18 protein-coding genes are annotated in these 19,693 nt (G+C 69.5%); 4 read left to right on the forward strand and 14 right to left on the reverse strand.

What is annotated here, in order from left to right; all coding sequences use genetic code 11:
- Nucleotides 1–43: 43 nt before the first annotated feature.
- The 4 genes from ftsY to A5775_RS17015 form a co-directional block, all read right to left on the reverse strand.
- Nucleotides 44–1,357 (reverse strand): signal recognition particle-docking protein FtsY, encoded by a 1,314-nt coding sequence (ftsY, locus tag A5775_RS17000; RefSeq protein WP_067254851.1) that lies wholly within the window; start codon nt 1,355–1,357, stop codon nt 44–46.
- 68 nt (nt 1,358–1,425) lie between these two features.
- A complete protein-coding gene (gene smc / locus A5775_RS17005) occupies nt 1,426–5,016 on the reverse strand; it encodes a chromosome segregation protein SMC (protein WP_067254854.1) in 3,591 nt (1,196 codons plus the stop codon).
- A gap of 240 nt (nt 5,017–5,256) precedes the next feature.
- Nucleotides 5,257–5,550 carry an acylphosphatase gene (locus tag A5775_RS17010; RefSeq protein ID WP_067254856.1) on the reverse strand — a complete coding sequence of 98 codons (294 nt, stop codon included), beginning with the start codon at nt 5,548–5,550 and terminating at the stop codon, nt 5,257–5,259.
- Nucleotides 5,537–5,962 (reverse strand): OsmC family protein, encoded by a 426-nt coding sequence (locus A5775_RS17015; RefSeq protein ID WP_067254859.1) that lies wholly within the window; start codon nt 5,960–5,962, stop codon nt 5,537–5,539. Before A5775_RS17015 ends, A5775_RS17010 begins: the two co-directional genes overlap by 14 nt.
- A 52-nt stretch (nt 5,963–6,014) precedes the next feature.
- Here A5775_RS17015 and A5775_RS17020 point away from each other — a divergent pair, with 52 nt between their 5' ends.
- The gene (locus A5775_RS17020; RefSeq protein ID WP_067254862.1) at nt 6,015–6,791 is read left to right on the forward strand and encodes a PIG-L deacetylase family protein; all 777 of its coding nucleotides are present in this window, start codon (nt 6,015–6,017) and stop codon (nt 6,789–6,791) included.
- A 21-nt stretch (nt 6,792–6,812) separates the two neighbouring features.
- Here A5775_RS17020 and mutM read toward each other — a convergent pair whose 3' ends face one another.
- The 4 genes from mutM to sepIVA form a co-directional block, all read right to left on the reverse strand.
- A complete protein-coding gene (gene mutM, locus A5775_RS17025) occupies nt 6,813–7,661 on the reverse strand; it encodes a DNA-formamidopyrimidine glycosylase (RefSeq protein ID WP_067254865.1) in 849 nt (282 codons plus the stop codon).
- 15 nt (nt 7,662–7,676) lie between these two features.
- A complete protein-coding gene (rnc, locus tag A5775_RS17030; protein WP_067254868.1) occupies nt 7,677–8,390 on the reverse strand; it encodes a ribonuclease III in 714 nt (237 codons plus the stop codon).
- Nucleotides 8,387–8,986 carry a DUF177 domain-containing protein gene (locus A5775_RS17035; protein ID WP_197512660.1) on the reverse strand — a complete coding sequence of 200 codons (600 nt, stop codon included), beginning with the start codon at nt 8,984–8,986 and terminating at the stop codon, nt 8,387–8,389. The genes rnc and A5775_RS17035 overlap by 4 nt, the downstream gene beginning before the upstream one ends.
- A 71-nt stretch (nt 8,987–9,057) precedes the next feature.
- Nucleotides 9,058–9,795, reverse strand: coding sequence for a cell division protein SepIVA (sepIVA, locus tag A5775_RS17040; protein WP_067254872.1), 738 nt, complete (start codon nt 9,793–9,795; stop codon nt 9,058–9,060).
- A gap of 330 nt (nt 9,796–10,125) precedes the next feature.
- On the opposite strand from sepIVA, the gene A5775_RS17045 reads away from it, so the two are divergent.
- Nucleotides 10,126–11,292 (forward strand): permease, encoded by a 1,167-nt coding sequence (locus A5775_RS17045; RefSeq protein WP_067254875.1) that lies wholly within the window; start codon nt 10,126–10,128, stop codon nt 11,290–11,292.
- A 6-nt stretch (nt 11,293–11,298) separates the two neighbouring features.
- Here A5775_RS17045 and A5775_RS17050 read toward each other — a convergent pair whose 3' ends face one another.
- Nucleotides 11,299–13,008: a thiamine pyrophosphate-requiring protein gene (locus tag A5775_RS17050; RefSeq protein ID WP_067254878.1), complete on the reverse strand. Its 1,710-nt coding sequence runs from the start codon at nt 13,006–13,008 to the stop codon at nt 11,299–11,301.
- Nucleotides 13,009–13,342: 334 nt separating this feature from the next.
- On the opposite strand from A5775_RS17050, the gene A5775_RS17055 reads away from it, so the two are divergent.
- Nucleotides 13,343–14,590 carry an HNH endonuclease signature motif containing protein gene (locus tag A5775_RS17055; protein ID WP_067254881.1) on the forward strand — a complete coding sequence of 416 codons (1,248 nt, stop codon included), beginning with the start codon at nt 13,343–13,345 and terminating at the stop codon, nt 14,588–14,590.
- Nucleotides 14,591–14,728: 138 nt separating this feature from the next.
- Here A5775_RS17055 and coaD read toward each other — a convergent pair whose 3' ends face one another.
- The 5 genes from coaD to A5775_RS17080 all read right to left on the reverse strand — a co-directional run bounded on the left by coaD (nt 14,729) and on the right by A5775_RS17080 (nt 18,469).
- Nucleotides 14,729–15,211 (reverse strand): pantetheine-phosphate adenylyltransferase, encoded by a 483-nt coding sequence (coaD, locus tag A5775_RS17060; RefSeq protein ID WP_067255041.1) that lies wholly within the window; start codon nt 15,209–15,211, stop codon nt 14,729–14,731.
- Between the two features lie 127 nt (nt 15,212–15,338).
- Nucleotides 15,339–15,848, reverse strand: coding sequence for a 16S rRNA (guanine(966)-N(2))-methyltransferase RsmD (gene rsmD / locus A5775_RS17065; RefSeq protein ID WP_067254885.1), 510 nt, complete (start codon nt 15,846–15,848; stop codon nt 15,339–15,341).
- 10 nt (nt 15,849–15,858) lie between these two features.
- Entirely contained in the window at nt 15,859–16,491 is a 633-nt protein-coding gene (locus A5775_RS17070) for a vitamin K epoxide reductase family protein (RefSeq protein ID WP_067254888.1), read from the reverse strand.
- Complete coding sequence (locus A5775_RS17075; protein WP_067254892.1) at nt 16,488–17,255, reverse strand: DsbA family protein; 768 nt, start codon at nt 17,253–17,255, stop codon at nt 16,488–16,490. Before A5775_RS17075 ends, A5775_RS17070 begins: the two co-directional genes overlap by 4 nt.
- 95 nt (nt 17,256–17,350) lie before the next feature.
- On the reverse strand, nt 17,351–18,469 hold the full coding sequence (locus A5775_RS17080) for an alpha/beta hydrolase (protein ID WP_067254895.1): 1,119 nt from the start codon (nt 18,467–18,469) through the stop codon (nt 17,351–17,353).
- Between the two features lie 376 nt (nt 18,470–18,845).
- On the opposite strand from A5775_RS17080, the gene A5775_RS17085 reads away from it, so the two are divergent.
- Nucleotides 18,846–19,691: an aldo/keto reductase gene (locus tag A5775_RS17085; RefSeq protein WP_197512668.1), complete on the forward strand. Its 846-nt coding sequence runs from the start codon at nt 18,846–18,848 to the stop codon at nt 19,689–19,691.
- The last annotated feature ends 2 nt before the right edge of the window (nt 19,692–19,693 follow it).

Consider the following 19,693-nt stretch of genomic DNA (forward strand, 5'->3'; position numbering starts at 1 on the left):
GTGTTTCGGCGGGATTAACGTCCCACGCACCGCGACGGGCGTGTCAGCCGAGCAGCGCGTCGACGAACGCGGCCGGTTCGAACGGCGCGAGGTCGTCGGGGCCCTCGCCGAGGCCGACCAGCTTGACCGGCACTCCGAGCTCCTGCTGGACCCTAAAGACGATGCCGCCCTTGGCCGTTCCGTCCAGCTTGGTCAGGACGGCGCCGGTGATCTCGACGACCTCGGCGAACACCCTGGCCTGGGCCAGCCCGTTCTGCCCGATGGTGGCGTCGAGCACCAGCAACACCTCGTCGACCGCGGCGCGCCGGGTGACCACGCGCTTGACCTTGTCGAGTTCGTCCATCAGCCCGACCTTGGTGTGCAGCCGGCCCGCGGTGTCGATGAGCACCACGTCGACGCCCGCGGTGATGCCCTTGTCGACGGCGTCGAACGCCACCGATGCCGGGTCGGCGCCTTCGGCACCGCGCACCACCTCCGCGCCCACCCGCGACGCCCAGGTTTGCAGCTGATCGGCGGCCGCGGCCCGGAAGGTGTCGGCGGCGCCCAGGAGGACGCGTCGTCCGTCGGCGACCAGGACCCGGGCCAGCTTGCCGACGGTGGTGGTTTTGCCGGTGCCGTTCACACCGACGACCAGCAGCACCGATGGATGGTCGGCGTGCGGCAACGCCCGGATCGACCGGTCCATGCCGGGTTGCAGCTCGGTGATCAGCACGTCGCGCAGCACGGCCTTCGCGTCGGCCTCGGTGCGCACGCCGCTGCCGGCCAGCCGGGCGCGCAGCTGGGCGATGACCGATTCGGCGACCACGGGGCCCAGGTCGGCGACGAGCAGCGTGTCCTCGACGTCCTGCCAGGCGTCCTCGTCGAGGTCGCCGCCGCCGATCAGGCCCAGCATGCTCCGGCCGAACGCGCTCTGCGAGCGGGCCAGTCGGCCGCGGAGCCGTTCCAGGCGGCCCTCGGGCGGCGCGATCTCCTCGATCTCCGGGGCCGCCGGGGCTTCGGGCGCCACGGGGGCGGCCGGGGCCTCCGGCGCCGGGGGCGGCGGCGTCACGGTCTCGGGTTCGGGGAGGCCGACGTCGGAGATGGTGCGCCGCGGCGCGTCGCGAGGAATGGTGGCGTCGTCGCCGACCGCGGGCAGCCCGGTGGTGTCGAGCCGCTCGGCGGGCGCAGCGGTCGGTGTCTGGCTGAAGGCGATGCCCGAGGACGCGGTGTAGCCGCCGGAGCGGTCGATCGCCCCGGGTTCGGTCCGGGTCGAGAAGCTGATCCGGCGCCGGCGGTGCCGCAGCAGGCCGAGGACCAGCGCGACCAGGACGGCTAGAACTATCAGGACCGCGAGCGCGATCCAAAGACCTTGGGACACGCTGACATTGTTTCAAGCGGTCCGGTGCCGGTCGGTCACCGGGCCTGGCAACGGTCCCGAGCCGCCGATCAGGTCGTGACCAGTTGCTCCACTTGCTGGCCGCGCATCCGCTGGGAGATCACCGCGGTGATGCCGTCGCCCTGCATGGTCACGCCGTAGAGCGCGTCGGCGACCTCCATCGTCGGCTTCTGGTGGGTGATGATGATGAGCTGCGAGCGCGCCCGCAGCAGCTCGAACAGCGAGATCAGCCGGCGCAGGTTGGTGTCGTCCAGGGCGGCCTCCACCTCGTCCATGATGTAGAACGGCGACGGGCGGGCCCGGAAGATCGCCACCAGCATGGCCACCGCGGTCAGCGCCTTCTCGCCACCGGACAGCAGGGAGAGCCGGGTGACCTTCTTGCCCGGCGGGCGGGCCTCCACCTCGATGCCGGTGGTGAGCATGTCGCCCGGGTCGGTCAGCCGCAGCCGGCCCTCGCCGCCGGGGAACAGCACGGTGAAGACCTCGGTGAATTCGCGCTCCACGTCGGTGTAGGCCTCGCTGAACACCTGCAGGATGCGGGCGTCGACCTCGTCGACCACGCCGAGCAGGTCCTTGCGGGCGGCCTTGACGTCCTCGAGCTGGGTGGACAGGAAGTTGTAGCGCTCCTCGAGCGCGGCGAACTCCTCCAGCGCCAGCGGGTTGACCCGGCCCAGTTCGGCCAGTTCGCGCTCGGCCCGCTTGGCCCGGCGCTCCTGGGTGGCCCGGTCGTAGGGAATGGGCGCGGGCGCGAAGACCTGCTCGCCGCGCTCCTTGGCCTGCTCGTACTCGGCGATTTCGAGATCCGTCGGCGGCAGCTGATTCTCCGGTCCGTACTCGGCGACCAGATCGGCGGGCGCCATGCCGAACTGCTCGAGCACCATCTGCTCGAGCTGCTCGATCCGCATCGCCGCCTGGGCGTTGGCCACCTCGTCGCGGTGCAGCGAGTCGGTCAGCGCGGCCACCCGGGCGCTGAGCGCGTTCACCTCGTCGCGCACCGCCGCCATCGCCGTCGCGCGCTGCTGGCGCTCGGCGGCCAGCGCGTCGCGGATCGCCGACGCCGCCTCGACGACCCCGCTCAACCGCCGCGCCAGCAACCGGCCGGCGTCGGCCACCGCCGCCGCCACCGCGGCCGCGCGCAGTCGCGCCTCACGCGCCTGCTGGGCGCGCACCCGGGCTTCGCGTTCGGCGGCGGCCGCGCGGCGCAACGAATCCGCCCGCCCGCGCACGGCGTTCGCGCGCTCTTCGGCGGTGCGCACCGCGAGCCGGGCCTCCACCTCGACGCTGCGCGCGTTTTCGGTGGCGGCGGCGATCTGCTGACGGTTCACGGGTTCGTCGGCCGGCACCTGCCGGTTCTCCTGGGCGTTACGCAGCCGGGTTTCCAGTTCGGTGACTTCGGCGACGGTCTGGGTCCGGCCCGCTTCGAGCTCCTCGCGCTGCCGCAGCAGCCTGCTCCACTCGTCTTCGGACGTGCGGGCTTCCTGACCGAGCCGGCCGAGCTGTTCGTACATCCCCGAGATGGCGCTGTCGGATTCGTTGAGGGCGGCCAGCGCCTGTTCGGCGGAGTCCTGCCGGGCGGCCTGCTCGGTCAGCGCGCCGGAGAGCGCCGCGCTCAGCTGAGCCACCCGGGCCTCCGCGGCGGTCAGCTCGTCGCCGGCCTTGTCGATTTCGGAGGTCACTTCGAGCGTGGACAGCTTGCGATCGGAGCCGCCGCTCACCCAGCCGGCGCCCACCAGGTCGCCGTCGAGGGTGACCGCGCGCAACCGGGGATACTCCGCCACCAGGGTCAGCGCCCGGTCCAGGTCGCCGACCACCGCCACGCCCGAGAGCATGGCCGTGATCGCCCCGCGCAGCCGCGCGGGGGCATCGATCAGGTCGAGCGCCCACAGCGCCCCCGCCGGGGCGGTCTGCGGGTCGGGGTGATCGGCGGGCCAGTCTCCGAGCACCAGCGCGGCGCGCCCGCCGTCGGCTTGTTTGAGCGCGGCGACCGCGGACCGGGCCGCGCCGAAGCTCTCGGCGGCCAGCGCGTCGGCCGCCGATCCCAAGACCGCGGCCAGCGCCGCTTCGTAGCCGGAGCGGACCTTAACCAGTTTGGCCATCGGACCCAAAAGCCCTGTGCCGGGATGGTTTTGGGTAAGCCAGGCGGCGCCGTCCTTGCGTTCGAGCCCGACGGCGAGCGCGTCGATGCGGGCCCGCAGCGACGCGACCTGGCGTTCGGCGTCCCGCTCGGCGGACTGCAGTTCGGCGACCCGCGCGTCGGCCAACCGCATTGCGGCCACGGTGCGTTCGTGGTGCTCGTCGAGGCCCATCTCGCCCTGATCGAGTTCACCGACGCGGCCCTGCACGGTTTCGAATTCGGCCTTGGCCTGCTGGGCGCGGGCGGCGGCCTGTTCAATGCGTTCGGACAGCCGCGCGACGCTGTCGTCGATCGACTCGACGCGCGCCCGCATCGTCTCCACCTGACCGGCCAACCGCGCCAGGCCTTCACGCCGATCCGCCTCGGCACGCACCGCCGCCATGTGGGCCCGGTCGGCCTCGGCGGCTTCGCGCTCGCGTTCGGCCAACTCGGCGCGGGCGCCGTCGAGCCGGGTGCGCGCCGTGGCCAATTCCGCCAGCAGTCGCTGCTCGGCGACCGCGACCTGCTCGGCCTCGGCGTCCAACGCGTCGGGGTCGGTGTCGCTGGCCGCGACCGGCCCGACGTCGAGGTGCTGGGCCCGCTCGCTGGCGATGCGCACGGTGGCGGCCACCCGTTCGGCCAGCGCGGACAGCGCGAACCAGGTGTGTTGCACCGACTCGGCGCGACCGGAGAGCTCGCCCACGGCGGTTTCGTGTGCGGTCAGCTCCTCGGACGCGACGGCCAGCCGCGAAGCGGCCTCGTCGTGGTCGCGCCGCATGGCGGCCTCGGCCTCGAAGATGGCCTCGCGCTCGCCGTGGCGGTTGACCAGGTCGTCGGCGGCCAGCCGCAGCCGGGCGTCGCGCAGGTCGGCCTGGATGGTCTGGGCGCGACGGGCCACCTCGGCCTGGCGGCCCAGCGGTTTGAGCTGACGGCGCAGCTCGGTGGTCAGGTCGGACAGGCGGGCCAGGTTCGCCGACATCGCGTCCAGCTTGCGGAGGGCCTTTTCCTTGCGCTTGCGGTGCTTGAGCACACCGGCGGCCTCTTCGATGAACGCGCGGCGATCCTCGGGCCGCGATTGCAGGATCTCGTCGAGCTTGCCCTGTCCGACGATCACGTGCATCTCCCGGCCGATCCCGGAGTCGCTCAGCAGTTCCTGAACATCCATCAAACGGCAACTGCTGCCGTTGATTTCGTATTCGCTGGCGCCGTCGCGGAACATCCGCCGGGTGATCGAGACCTCGGAGTATTCGATGGGCAGCGCGTTGTCGGAATTGTCGATGGTGACCGTGACTTCGGCGCGGCCCAGCGGGGCGCGCGACGACGTCCCGGCGAAGATGACGTCCTCCATCTTGCCGCCGCGCAGGGTCTTGGCGCCCTGCTCCCCCATCACCCAGGCCAGGGCGTCGACGACGTTGGATTTGCCCGAACCGTTGGGCCCGACCACCGCGGTGATGCCCGGCTCGAAACGCAGAGTCGTCGGCGAGGCGAAGGACTTGAAGCCCTTCAGCGTCAGACTCTTGAGGTACACGGCGAGCCAGACTACCGCTCAAACCGCCCGGGGCAGGCTCACCGAGGGGTGTCGGCCGGCCCGAAATATGCCGGCGGTTTCGCCGGGCGGCGCACTGGTCACAGTGGTCACATCAGCCACGAGGACGCGGCGGATTGCCCCTTCTGAAACGTGCTAGCGGCCGGCGCCAGCACGTTGGCGCGTCGAACATGGGAGACCTCCCCGGTGTGGCTGTGGCTGGTGTGACGCGCCCGAGCCGCGTCACCGCTCGACGAACCCCTCGAAACGCTCCCGGGGCGGCGACCAGTCGGCGACGACCCTGTCGACGCGCCCGGGCTGGGCGGGCCACGACGTGCCGCCTTGCAGCAGGTCCAGCAGTTTTTCGCCGGCCTCGCGTGGCCCCTGGGCGACCACCAGCACGGAGCCGTCGGCCTGGTTGGCGGCGTATCCGGTGAGGCCGAGCTCCAGCGCCCGGCAGCGCGTCCACCAGCGGAAACCGACCCCCTGGACGTTGCCGTGTACCCGGGCGGTCAGCCGGGCGTCAGGCTCCGACATCGGTGGCCCCGGAAGTGATCTCGAAGTTGACCGTGGTGCCGGACTTCAGGGTGCGCCCGACCGTGCACACCTGGTCGACGGCCCGGTTGACCACGACCAGCAGGCGCTCCTTCTCGTCGGGGGTCAACGCCGAGAGGTCCAGCTCCAGCGTCTCCTCGAGCAGCGGATAACGTTCCTGCTCGCGGTCGGCGGCGCCGGACACCTTGATGACCGCCTTGTAGTCGTCGCCGAGCCGGCGGGCCAGCGGCATATCGCTGGACATCCCGCTGCAGGCCGCGAGCGCGATCTTGAGCAGCTCGCCGGGCGTGAACACGCCGTCGACGTCCTCGGAGCCGACGAGCACCTGCGCTCCCCGCGAGCTGTATCCCGTGTAGCGGCGAGTTCCGGTGCGTTCCACCCATAGTTCGGCCATGGCTCATTTCTACCGGGCACCCGTGTCGTGACACGCGGGCATACTGCTTGGCATGGCCACCGTCGTCGCGTTCCACGCCCACCCGGACGACGAGGCCGTCCTCACCGGCGGCACCCTCGCGCGCGCGGCGGCGGCCGGACACCGCGTCGTCGTGGTCACCGCGACCGACGGGCGGGTCCACAACGAGGACGACAACCGGTTGGGCGAATTACGTTCGAGCGCAAGTATTCTCGGAGCGCAGCGGGTGGAGTGTCTCGGCTACGCCGATAGCGGTTATGGCCCCCTGTTCTACCCGGATCCACCCGGGCGCACCCGATTCGGGCGGGCGGATCTCGACGAGGCGGCGGGGCGGCTGGCCACCATCCTTCGCGACGAGGACGCCGATCTGCTGCTCAGCTATCAGCCCAACGGCGGCTACGGCCACCGTGATCATGTGCAGGTGCATCACGTCGGCAAGCGCGCCGCCGAACTCGCCGCGATCCCCCGGGTGCTCGAGGTGACGATGCCACGCGAAATGCTGCTTCGTGTCAGCGATCTCGCGCACCTGTTGCGGCTTCCCGGACCGTACGAACGTGACATCGTCCGCGGCGCGTACGCTCCACGCGCGACAATCACCCACCGGGTCAACGTCTTTCGCTTCGCACGCCAGAAGCGAGACGCTTTTGCCGCCCACCGTTCCCAGATCGGCAGTTCCGGTCCGGCCGCGCGCGCGTACGGGCTGCTGCTGCGGTTGCCGCCCCAGGTGTTCGGCGCGCTGTTCAGCCACGAGTGGTTCGTGGACCCGGCGTTGCCCACCGGGACCCGGCGCCGCCGCGACATCTTCGAGTGATCCCGCGTCGCCGAAGGCCGCTCAACCTCGCGGACGCGGCTGACATTTCGGGCAATAGAACGACGAGCGGTTCATGAACTTCTCCCTGCGCATCACCGCGCCACAGCGGCGGCAGCTTTCGCCTTCGCGGCCGTAGGCGTCCAGTGAGCGGTCGAAGTACCCGGATTCGCCGTTGACGTTGACGTACAGCGAATCGAACGAGGTCCCGCCCTTGGCCAGCGCATCGCGCATCACGTCGGCCGCCGCGTCCAGCACGGCGGTCAACGTCGCGCGGCTCAGCGTGTCGGCGATCCGCGCCCCGTGCACCTTGGCCCGCCACAGCGCCTCGTCGGCGTAGATGTTGCCGATGCCCGACACCACCTGCTGATCGAGCAGCTGCCGCTTGATCTCGGAGTGCTTGCGCCGCAACACTTTCACCACCGCTTCGGCATCGAACCGGGGATCCAGCGGGTCCCGCGCCAGGTGCGCGACGGGCTCGGGCACCACGCTGCCGTCCACCTCGACCAGGTCGGCGAGCATCCACCCGCCGAAGGTGCGTTGGTCGGCGAAGCTCAGCACGGTCCCGTCGTCGAGCAGTGCGGAGATCCGCACATGGTCGGCGCGCGGCACCGTACCGAGCAGCATCTGCCCGCTCATGCCGAGGTGGACGACGAGCGCCGCGTCGCTGTCCAGCAGCAGCCACAGGTACTTGCCGCGCCGGTCGGTGCCGGTGATCCGATCATCCATCAGCCGCGCGGTGAGGTCCGCGGGCCCCGCCTCGTGGCGGCGCACCGCGCGCGGGTGATGCACCCGGACGGCCGTGATCGTCTTGCCGACGACGTGGGCGTGCAAGCCGCGGCGCACCACCTCGACTTCGGGCAGTTCGGGCATTTAGACGGGCACCATCTAGATGGACGTCGTCCCCGCGGTGTCCAGCGCTTCCAGCGCTTTCCAGGTCGCCGCCGCGGCCTTCTGCTCGGCTTCCTTCTTGGATCGGCCCACGCCCGAGCCGTATTCGATGTCCGCCACCACGACCACCGCGGTGAACTCCTTGTCGTGATCGGGGCCGGTGGAGGTGACGATGTAGGACGGCGCGCCCATGCTGCGGGCCGCGGTCAGCTCCTGCAGGCTGGTCTTCCAGTCCAGCCCGGCCCCCAGCGTCGGCGCGGCGTCCAGCAGCGGGCCGAACAGCCTCAGAATCACCTCGCGCGCCACGTCGATCCCGTGCGCGAGGTAGATCGCGCCCAGTAGCGATTCCATGCCGTCGGCCAGGATGCTCGACTTGTCCGCGCCACCCGTGTTCGCCTCCCCGCGCCCCAGCAACAGGTGCGCCCCGAGGCCGCCCTCGCACAGCTTTCGCCCGACGCCGGCCAGCGCGTGGGTGTTGACGACGCTGGCCCGCAGCTTGGCCAGGTCCCCCTCGCTGCGGTCCGGATGGCGGTGGTAGAGCTCGTCGGTGACGGTCAGGCCCAGCACGGCGTCGCCAAGAAATTCCAGCCGCTCGTTGGTCGGCAGCCCGCCGTGTTCGTAGGCGTAGCTGCGATGCGTCAGTGCCAGGGACAGCAGTTCGTCGGGCAGCTCAACCCCGAGGGCGTCGAGCAGAGCCTGCCGAGAACTCACCGCTCACCCCGCGACTCGTCCGCCTCGGGCGTGACCATGCCCGCCAGCTTGGCCCACCGCGGGTCGATGCGGTCGTGCTGATGGCCGGGCTCGGCGGCCAGCGCGACCCCGCATTCGGGGCACAGGCCCGGGCAATCCGGCGTGCACACGGGCGAGAACGGGAGTTCCAGCCCCACCGCGTCGACGATGGACTGCTCGAGGTCGATGGTGTCGTCCACGATATGGCCGACCTCGTCTTTCTCGGTGGTCGCCTCGGTAGTGCTGTCCGGGTAGGCGAACAGTTCGGTCAGCCGCACTTGCACCCGGCCGTCGACCGGGGTCAGGCACCGCGCACATTCGCCGGCGGTGGGCGCGGTCACCGTCCCGGTCACCAGCACGCCCTCGGACACCGACTGAACCTGAAGGTCCAGCTCCAGGGGGGCGCCGGCCTCGATCGCGATCATGTCCAGGCCGATGCGCGCGTGGCTGGGCACGGTTTTCCGCAGGGTCACCATCGCGCCGGGGCGCCGCCCCAGCCGGGTGATGTCGAACGTCAGCGGCCCGGATAGCCGTGGCCCTGCGCCGCGAGTCGACGATCTGCTGTGCTGGCGCGTCATATCGGAAATCCTACGGCGCCGGCCGCACAATTCCAGCGCGCTCGCCCGCCGGGTGAACCGGCCGCGAAACGCTAGCGCACGGCGTAGTCGTGCGTCCCGGCCGCGGTCCGCAGTTGGTGGCGGCCACGCCCCACCGAGCGAAGGGTGCCGTTGAGGAATTCCTCGAACTCGGCGAGCTTGTTGTCGACGTAGATGTCGCATTCGCCCCGCAACCGGTCGGCCTCGGCGTGCGCCGAGTCGATGAGCCGGGTCGCCTCGGCGTTGGCGGCCTCCACCACGCTGTTCTGCGATACCAGGCGCTGCTGTTCTTTGATGCCCTCTTGCACGGCCTTCTCGTAGGAGATGTTGCCGTTTTCGAGCAGCCGGTCGGCTTCGGCCTGGGCGCGACCGACGCTGGCCTCGTACTCGCGTTTGGCCGCGGTGGCGATGCGAACCGACTCCTCGCGGGCCTCGCCGACCATGCGTTCGCTGTGCTGGCGCGCTTCGCCCACCATGCGGTCGGCCTGCGCCTTCGCGTCGGACAGCACCCGGTCCGCCTCCGCACGCGCGTGGTTGAGCATCGCCTCGGACTCGGTGGTCGCCGAGGAAACCATGGACTCGGAGTGCGTCTTGGCGTCGGACAGCATGGAATCGCGCGCGTCCAGCACGTCCTGGGCGTCGTCCAGTTCGCCCGGAATGGCGTCCTTGATGTCGTCGATCAGCTCCAGCACGTCGCCGCGGGGCACCACGCAGCCGGCCGTCATCGGGACGCCGCGGGCTTCTTCGACGATGGCGCTCAATTCATCCAGCGCTTCAAACACTCGATACACGGCCGTACCCTCCTGGCGTCTGCAAAACTCCTGTTGTTACCAGTGTGCCTGGTGTTGTCTCTGTGACAGCGGTGGCGACACCGGTGTGTCGGGTATTTGCCCGTTCCCGGCGCCCTAAACGCCTGGACGCGCCGGGCCCCGCCGCCGCGGCGTTTGCCCAGGTGTGGGTTTTGCGTCGACGCACCCGGGCCCGGCTGTTTGCCAGCGATTCTAGGGTGGGAGAAGCCGCCGCACCATCGCGGCCCGCGCCAAAATACCCCCAAGGGGTATACTCCGACGCGCCGGAACGGACACACCTCGCGCCAGCGGCTCACCGCAGGAGGTTCAGTGATGACGGTGCTATCGGCGATCGGGCACGCCCTGACGCTTGCCGGATCGATGACCTGGGAAATTCTGTGGGCGCTGATCGTGGGCTTTGCCCTCTCGGCGGTGGTGCAGGCCGTCGTGCGGCGCTCGACGATCGTGGCCCTGATGGGTGACGATCGCCCGCGCACCCTGGCGGTGTCCGCCGGGCTGGGGGCGGCGTCGTCGTCGTGCTCGTACGCCGCGGTGGCGTTGGCGCGATCGCTGTTCCGCAAGGGCGCCGACTTCACCGCCGCGATGGCGTTCGAGATCGGGTCCACCAACTTCGTGGTGGAGTTGGGCATCATCCTGGCGCTGCTGATGGGCTGGCAGTTCACCGCCGCAGAGTTCGTCGGCGGCCCGTTGATGATCGTGGCGCTCGCCGTCCTGTTCCGGCTGTTCGTGCGTTCGCGACTTGTCGACGCCGCCCGCGAGCAGGCCGAGCGGGGAATCGCCGGGTCGATGGAAGGCCATGCCGCCATGGACATGTCAATCAAGGGGGACGGCTCGTTCTGGCGACGGCTGTTCTCCCCGGCGGGCTTCACCTCGGTCTCCCACGTGTTCGTGATGGAGTGGCTCGCGATCCTGCGCGACCTGGTTCTGGGCTTGCTGATCGCCGGCGCCGTCGCGGCGTGGGTTCCCGAAAAGTTCTGGCAGAGCTTCTTTTTGGTGGATCATCCGGTCTGGTCGGCGCTGTGGGGTCCGATCGTGGGCCCCGTCGTGGCGATCGTGTCCTTTGTGTGCTCGATCGGCAACGTCCCGCTGGCCGCGGTGTTGTGGAACGGGGGCATCAGCTTCGGCGGTGTCATCGCGTTCATCTACGCCGACCTGTTGATCGTTCCGATCCTGAACATCTACCGCAAGTACTACGGCACCAAGATGATGCTGACATTGCTCGGCACGTTTTACGCCGCGATGGTCGTCGCCGGATATTTGGTCGAATTGATCTTCGGCACAGCCAATCTCATCCCCGCGCAGCGCAACGCGACCGTGCTGGAGGCGTCGATCTCGTGGAACTACACGACCTTCCTCAACATCGCCTTCCTGGCGCTCGCGGGCATGCTGGTCGTCCGGTTCATCTCCTCCGGGGGCGTGCCGATGCTGCGCATGATGGGCGGCTCCCCCGACCCCGACCGTCCCGGGCATCATCACTGAGGCGCGTCAGGGTTGCGGCAACCGCACGTCGAGCACCGTGCACCGGCCCTGGTCGGCCTCGGCGAGCGCCCAGCCGATGCCCTCACGCATCTCCGCCTGCGTGGTCACGCTTGCTCCGCTACCTCCGCAGGCCCGCGCCAGGGCGGCGTAATCGGTGTCCGGTGTGAGCCGAGTCTCGGGGAAATCGTTCTCCCGCACCGATATTCCATCCCGGTACAGCTCCGTCACGGGCAATTTGGAGGCCAGGTACGAGTGGTTGTTCAAGACGACCGTCACGAAGGGGGCGCCGTGGCGGTGCGCCGACCACAACGCCGCGGTGGGCACGCCGAAGTTGAACGACCCGTCACCGCATATCGCGACGACGGGCGCCTCCGGCCGGGCCAGTTTGACGCCGAAGGCGCCCCCGAGCGCCCAGCCCAATGCCGGCGCGCCCGTGTCGAAGAAGTGCCCCGGCGGCCGCCGGATCTGGCGGGCCACGGCGGGCCGGTTGGTCACTGCCTCCTGGACTACCACGGCGCTTTCCGGCAGCGCGCCGCCCAGCGCGGCCAGCATCGCGTCGGGCGCGTCCGCCGGGCGATCGGATGCGGCCCGGCGAATCGCCTCCCGGCGGCGTTGCGCGATGTCGAATTCGGCCCGCTGCCGCCGCGCGCTCCACTTCTCGCGTCGCTCGTCGGTGGCCAGCCGCAGCAGGGTCTGCTCGAGCAGCAGCAGCGTCACCCGGGTGTCGGCGGTCAGCGCGATCTCGACCGGATAGGACCACAGCGGCATGCTCGCCTTGACCGGGTCCGCGTCGATCTGCACCACGCGGGCATCCGCGGGCGGGGCCAGCTGCGCGGGCACCCAGGGCACTTCGCAGTCCAGCAGCAGCACGGTGTCGGCGGTTTCCAGCGGGGCCGCGTCGCCCACCACGTGCAGGGGATGCCCGAGCGGCAGGTTGGCGCGGTCGCCCTGATCGATCACCGGGGCACCGAGCAATTCGGCGATGCGGGCCAGCACGGTCGCGGCGTTGGGTTCCGCGGCGGTCCTGGACGTGACGATGACGACCCGCTGCCCGGCGACCAGGATCCCCGCCAGCCGGCCCAGCGCGCCCGGGTCCGGGCCGGGCGGTATGGCCGGTGGTAGCCGCCGCGGCAACGCGCGGCCGCCGGGCTCCATCAAGGCTTCTCGGGGCAGCATGACGTAGGCAGGTCCGGACGGGCTGGATTGGGCGACCTGGAATGCCCGCCGGACGATCGGGGCCAGCTCCCGGCCACGCGGGACCTCCATGTGCCACTTGGCGTAATTGCGCACGACGCCTGGCTGGTCGAGTTGCTCCTGCTGCCAATGGATGTAGGTGTCGCGGTGGCCGCGAACCTCCGGCGCGCAACTGTAGGGGGTGCGCCCGGCGAACACCACGACCGGAGTCCCGTTGCGCTGAGCGTTGTGCAGCTGAGCGCCCAGGTTCAGCGTCCCGGCATCGACGTGCACCATGACCGCCTGCGGTCGGCCGCTGGCCATGTGATGGCCGATCGCCGCCGCCAAGGCGATGCTCTCGTGGACGCACAACACCGCCCGCGGACTCGGTTTGTCGGCCGCGCGCGCCGCCGCCAGCGCCTCCTGGATCGGGGCGGAATCGGTTCCGGGGTTGATGAAGAAGTGCGCGACTCCCTCGTCGGCGAGCAGCGCGATCAGATCGGTCGCGGCCTCGGGAACGTCGAATAGATTGTCTACCGTCATGGCTGCCGTTCTCCTATCGACGTCGGCGACCTCGCGAAACCCCCTCTTCTCCGATCAGATTTTCAAGATACGTTCCGCCTTGGCGTAATTGATTCTTTTCCGGTCGACCGGGCCTCACGTTGCGCGCTCGAAGCCATGGGGTACCCACGCAGCGGTCGGCTACTCCAAACCATCGCCGGCTCGTCAACGACGTTGCTATCCAACGTCTTTGGACGTCCAGCGGCGGGGCCTCAGTGCCGGCGGAAGAGCTTTTCGCAGGGTGGATGGCGAGCGGTCGAGCACCGGCGCGGATCGACGGCCGAAACTTGTCGTACCCCGCTGCCATGATGTCGTTATGTCCTCGATCGCATCGCCTCCGGTGGCGTTGAGTCCTGCCCAGCGTGTGGGGGTGTTGTTCGAGGAGTTGGCGGAGTTGGCCGGTCAGCGCAACGCGATCGATGCGCGCATCGTGCAGATCATCGCCGAGATCGACCGCGACGGGCTGGGCGGGATCACCGGGGCTCGGTCGGTGCCGGCGTTGGTGGCCTGGAAGCTGGGTTGCTCTTCGGGCAACGCCCACACCATCGCCACGGTCGCCCACCGGCTCGACGAGTTCCCGCGGTGTGCGGCGGGCATGGGCGAGGGCCGGCTGTCACTGGATCAGGTCGGGGTGATCGCCGCACACGCGGGCAAGGGATCCGATGCGCGCTACGCCCAACTCGCCGCGGTCGCCACGGTCAACCAGCTGCGCACCGCGATCAAACTCGAACCCCGAACCCGACCCGACCCTCGGCCAGCACCACATCCCTCGATCACCAAGACCTCCGACGACGACGGCAGCTGCTATCGGATCAAGCTTGCGCACCATGATGCGGCGAAGTTCGACGCCGCCTTGGCGTCTCACCGTGAGGCGCTGATCGGCGAATGGAAACGCGACCACGGCGAGGGCCACGGCGTTTCAGATCAGATGCCGCCGTTGCCGGGCGCGGTTGAGGCGTTCATGCGCCTGATCGAGGCCGGCTGGGACGCCGAGGCCACCCGTCGCCCACACGGGCAGCACACCACCGTGATAATGCACCTCGACGTTGCCCAGCGTGTTGCGGCACTGCATCTGGGTCCACTGCTCACCGACGCCGAACGCCAATACCTGAGCTGCGATGCCACCTGTGAAGTCTGGTTCGAGCGTCACGGCGAGCCTATCGGCGCCGGGCGGACCACCCGGGTGATCAGCCGGCGGCTTCGCCGCGCGCTGGAGTATCGCGACCCCACGTGCGCGATACCCGGCTGTGGCGCCGCCCGCGGCCTGCACGCCCACCACATCCGGCACTGGGAAGACGGCGGCCCCACCGAGTTGTCCAACCTGGTCCTGGTCTGCCCGTATCATCACCGGTTGCACCATCGCGGCGGTATCACCATCACCGGACCCGCCGAGGCTCTCATCGTCACCGACGACGCCGGCCGACCACTGGACCCGGGATCGCTGGCACGCCCACCAACCCAACCTCCACCCGCCGTCCCACCATGTCCCGGACCTACCGGCGAACGCGCCGACTGGTGGTGGTACGAACCCTTCCAACCCCAACCACCACCAACAACCAATTAGGCTGGGCGCCGCCGGCCGGCCATTCGACCAAACCCGTCGCTCTTGGAATCCGTAGCCGCTGCGTTGCCGCGTACGTATACCCCAACCGGTGGACCAAATCCATTGCAGACGAGCGCTTTACGCATCGAGCGGCGGCGCTCAGGACCGCCCGGAACGCTTTTCGCGCAACCGGCGGTTGACCGGTTCGGGCAGCAGCTCCGAGACGTCACCACCGAGCAACGCGACCTCTTTGGCCAACGACGAGGACACGAACGAATACCGCGGCGCGGTCGCGACGAAAAAGGTGTCGACCCCGGCGACGTGTTTGTTCATCTGCGCCATGTGCAGCTCGTATTCGAAGTCGGCGCCGGTGCGCAGCCCCTTGACGATGGCGGTCATCCCCCGCGACCGGACGAAGTCGACGACCAGGCCTTGCCCGGCCTCCACCCGCAGATTGGGCAGGTGCGTCGTCGATTCGTTGATCATCGCGATCCGCTCATCGAGGTCGAACATGCCCTTCTTGGCGGGATTGCTCAGGATCGCCACCACCACCTCGTCGAACTGGGCCGACGCGCGCTCGAAGACGTCGATGTGGCCCAACGTCACGGGGTCAAACGAGCCCGGACATACGGCGCCGCTCATGACGCGCGCGCCGGTGACGATGCAGAGCAAGCGATGCGGAGGAGCGGCGCCATGACGCGCGCCGTCGACGATGCAGAACAAGCGATGCGGAGGAGCGGCGCCATGACGAATGACGGTACACGCCGACTCACAGCCGCTCGGCGAGCTCCAAACGGGTGTCGCCGTATACACGTTGCGGCCACACGGACCAGCCGGCCGGCCAGGTGAGCGGTGCGCCGCCGGCCGCGCGCTCGACCACCGCGACGGCGTCCTCGCGCACCCAGCCATGCGCGGTCAACGCGGCCAGCACGGCTTCGACCTCGGCGGCCGCGACCCCGGCCGCCAGGACGGCGGCCACCGCCCCGCGGCGCAGCGTTGCCCCTGCCAGCCCCAGGGTGTCGATGTTGCGCGCGATGACGGACGCGCTGCGCGGGTCGGACTCCACGAAGAGCGCGGTGGCGGCCCCGCGGGAGAGCGCCTCGAGTCCCAGGGCGCCCGAGCCCGCGTACAGGTCCAGCACCGCAAGGCCGCTCAACTCGCGGCGCGCGGTCAGGATGTTGAACAGCGACTCGCGGACCCGGTCGGTGGTGGGCCGGGTGCCTCGCGGCGGGACCGCGATGCGCCGGCCCCCCGCCACACCGCCGATGATCCGGGTCACGTCCAGATACTTACAGCAGCGTCGACCAATAGTCCCAGAACCGCGCCAAGCACAGGAGGAACACCGCGGTGAACCACAGCGCGGCGATCGACCACCGCCATTGGTACAGCACCCACGCCAGGCCGAAGGGGCGGGCCTGCAACGCCGGGCGGTACGCGATCGAGGCGACCACCACCAGCAGCGACATGGTGACCGCCCACACCACCATGCAGTACGGGCACAACGCGCCGATGCGATACAGGCTCTGGAAGATCAACCAGTGCACGAACACCGCGCCGACCAGCATCCCGACCGTCAGACCCAGCCAATACCATTGGGGCAGAGCCACTTTCGCCAGCGCCAGCAGCCCGGTGACGACCACCACGGTGAAGGCCACCAGACCGAGCAACGGATTGGGAAATCCCAGCAGCGACGCCTGCGGCGTGATCATCACCGAGCCGCACGACAGGATCGGGTTGATGTTGCAGGACGGGACGTAGGCCGGGTTGAGCAGGATGTCGATCTTCTCGACCGTCAGCGTCATCGACGCAACCAAGCCGATCGCCCCGGCGATCAGCAGCCACCAGGCGCTGAGCGCCGGCACCCGGGCGCGCGTCAGATCGCCGCTGGGATCGGCGGATTCTGTCGACACCGCACCGGTCACATGGCGGCCGGCGCGACCGCGCCGTCGAGGCCGGGAATGTTGCCCACGATCTCTTTGATCTTGCTGACCAGCGCCTCGGGTGTCGACGGGTCGTAGTCCTCGCCGTTGATCTTGACCGTCGGCGTGGCGTTGATGTGCGCGGCCGCCGCTTCGCCGGTGACCTTGTCAAGGTACTTGCCGCTGTTGATGCAGTCCGGCACCTTGCCCACCACGCCGGCCTCACGCGCAAGCTCGATCAGTCGCGCGTTGTCCGGGAAGCTCTTGCCGGTTTCGCTGGGCTGAATGTCGGTGCTGAACAACGCGGTGTGGAAGCGGCGGAACGCGTCGAGGGATTCGTCGGCGACGCAGCGTGCCGCGGCCGCCGCGCGCGACGAATAGTTCTGGTTCCGCGAGCTGTCCAGGATCGACACCATGGAGTAATCGGCCGCGATGGCCCCGACGTCGATGAGCCGAGACACCGTCGGCCCGAAGGTGCGCTCGAAGTTACCGCAGGCCGGGCACAGGAAGTCCTCGTAGAACGTCACCACGGCCTTGGGGTCGTTGCTGCCGGGCTGGGTGACAAGCTTGCTCGACGTCACCCGCACCGTGTCGCCCGCGCCGGTGGTGGCGGGTTTCTTGTGGTTCGACGTCACGATGTAGAAGACGAGGACGACCGCGAAGATCACGACGAACGCGGTGCCGCCGATCTGGACGAGCCGGCCGGATTTACCGCCGGAGGCCGACTTCATGTCGAATCGTGGGGGGCGTTTGGGAGTGTCGGCCACAGGTTCTCTGATCTTTCGGTACTCGAATTGTCGGTCTGCCGACAACGCGATCGGACAAGGCGCCTCTAGATTACCGGCGCCGGCCGCTCAACAATTCAGACCCGACTCAGGTGCGCGCGCAGGGCCGAGATCAACTCGGTGGTCGCGACCATGCTGTCGCCGCCGAGCTGGAACAGATTGGCGAAGCCGTGGGTCAGCGAGCCCAGGTAGCGCAGGTCGACCGCGGTCCCGGCGGCCCGCAGCGCCTCGGCGTAGCTCTCGCCTTCGTCGCGCAACGGGTCGAAGCCCGCGACCGCGATCAGCGCGGGGGCCAGTCCGGCCAGCGATTCGGCCAGCGCCGGCGACACGCGCGGATCCGTCCGGTCCAGATCCGAACGCCGCAGGTACTGGGATTCGAACCAGTCGATGTCGCGCTTGGTCAGCAGGAAGCCGCGCGAGAAAAGGCTCAGCGACCGAGTCTGCGCGGTGAAGTCGGTCCGCGGATAAAGCAGCCACTGCAGCACCGGCGCGGGGCCGCCCTCGTCGCGTGCCAGTTGGCTGACGACCGCGGCGAGGTTGCCGCCGGCGCTGTCGCCGCCGACCGCGACCCGCCCGGGCGCGGCGCCCAACTCGCCGGCGTGCTCGTATGCCCATGTGAACGCCGCGTACGCGTCCTCGATCGCGGCCGGCGCCGGGTGCTCGGGAGCCAGCCGGTAGTCGATCGACAACACGTGCACGCCGGCATCACGGCAGGTCAGCCTGCACAGCGTGTCATGGGTGTCCAGGTCGCCGATCGACCAGCCGCCGCCGTGGTAGAAGACCAGCAGGGGCGCGGCCGCGCCGTCGGCCGGACGGTAATGCCGCGCCGGAATGTCACCGGCCGGGCCGGGCAGCGACAACTCGGTGACGTCGACATGGATCTGCGGACCGGGGAACCCCACGGTCGACTCGTGCATCTGGGCGCGGGACACCTCGGGGTCGTCGTCGACGACCAGCCCGTCGATGCCGACGGCGCGCAGGCCCGACAGCATCAGCTGCAGGGTCGGGTCAAGGGTGTTGCCGTCGATGATGACGGAACGGCCGCGGACCAGCCCTCGTCGCACCGCGGTCGGGATCCACGGGATGACCTTGACCCCGACGCTGGTGACGGCGCCCTGGATGCGACTGGCCAGGGGCACAGACGCGCGCAGCGCTTCGGTGTGGACGCCTGGCGCGGCAGACAGAGGCTTGGTCACGGACAACCCCCTTAGCAACAAACGTGATACCCCTCGACGACGACGCTTATTCCACCCGCCGCATCGAGCGGAAGACCGGCCGAGCGGCCGCCGAGTCCGGTGTGCCGCGCGACTCACTGTACGTGGTGGCGCACTCGGTACCGAGGGGCACGGATGGACACCTGCCCAGGTGTTGACTAGGTTGCATTTGCTCCCTCGGTAATATCGTGGTCCCCAAGCCGGTGAGCCGTTATGGATTGCGAGCAACTTCGACGTGTTCGATTTCGAACTCAGCGCCTCGAACTCGGCGCCGAACGCCGTTGATTTCCTCGCCCGATGACGGAACCCGGCTCAGTGCACAATCTCGAACCTTTAATTTCACAGGCAGGTGAATGAATTGACTGGCGAGTCGGGCTCCGCCGCACCCTCAATTGCTCTCAACGACGAAAACACGATGCCGGCCCTGGGCCTGGGCGTCGCGGAATTGTCGGACGACGAGACCGAACGCGCGGTGTCGGCGGCGCTGGAAGTCGGCTGCCGGCTGATTGACACCGCCGCGGCCTACGGCAATGAAGCCGCCGTCGGGCGGGCCATCGCCGCCTCCGGGATTCCACGCGCCGAGCTGTTCGTCACCACCAAGCTCGCCACCCCCGACCAGGGTTTCAAGGCGGCGATGGACGCCTGCAACGCCAGCCTGGAGCGGCTCGGGCTGGATTACGTCGACCTGTACCTGATCCACTGGCCGGCCCCGTCGCTGGGCAACTACGTGAACTCCTTCGGCGGCATGATCCAGTCCCGCGCGGAAGGTCAGGCCCGCTCGATCGGCGTCTCCAACTTCACCGAGGAGTACCTGACGACGGTCATCGACCTCACGTTCGTCACACCCGCGGTCAACCAGATCGAGCTGCACCCGCTGCTCAACCAGGAAGCGCTGCGCAAGACCAACGCCGAGCACAACGTGGCCACCCAGTCCTACACGCCGCTGGCGCTGGGCAAGTTGATCGACAACCCGGCGGTGAATTCGGTCGCCGCCGAATACGGCAAGACCGCGTCGCAGGTGCTGCTGCGGTGGAATTTGCAGCTGGGCAACGCGGTCGTGTTCCGGTCGGCCAAGGCCGAGCACATCGCGACCAACATGGACGTGTTCGACTTCGAGTTGGGCGCCGAGCACATGGATGCGATCAACGGGCTCAACGACGGCACCCGGCTGCGCCCGGACCCGGACACGTACTCGGGCTCCTAGCG

Source organism: Mycobacterium sp. 852002-10029_SCH5224772, from assembly GCF_001667315.1.
GTDB lineage: Bacteria > Actinomycetota > Actinomycetes > Mycobacteriales > Mycobacteriaceae > Mycobacterium.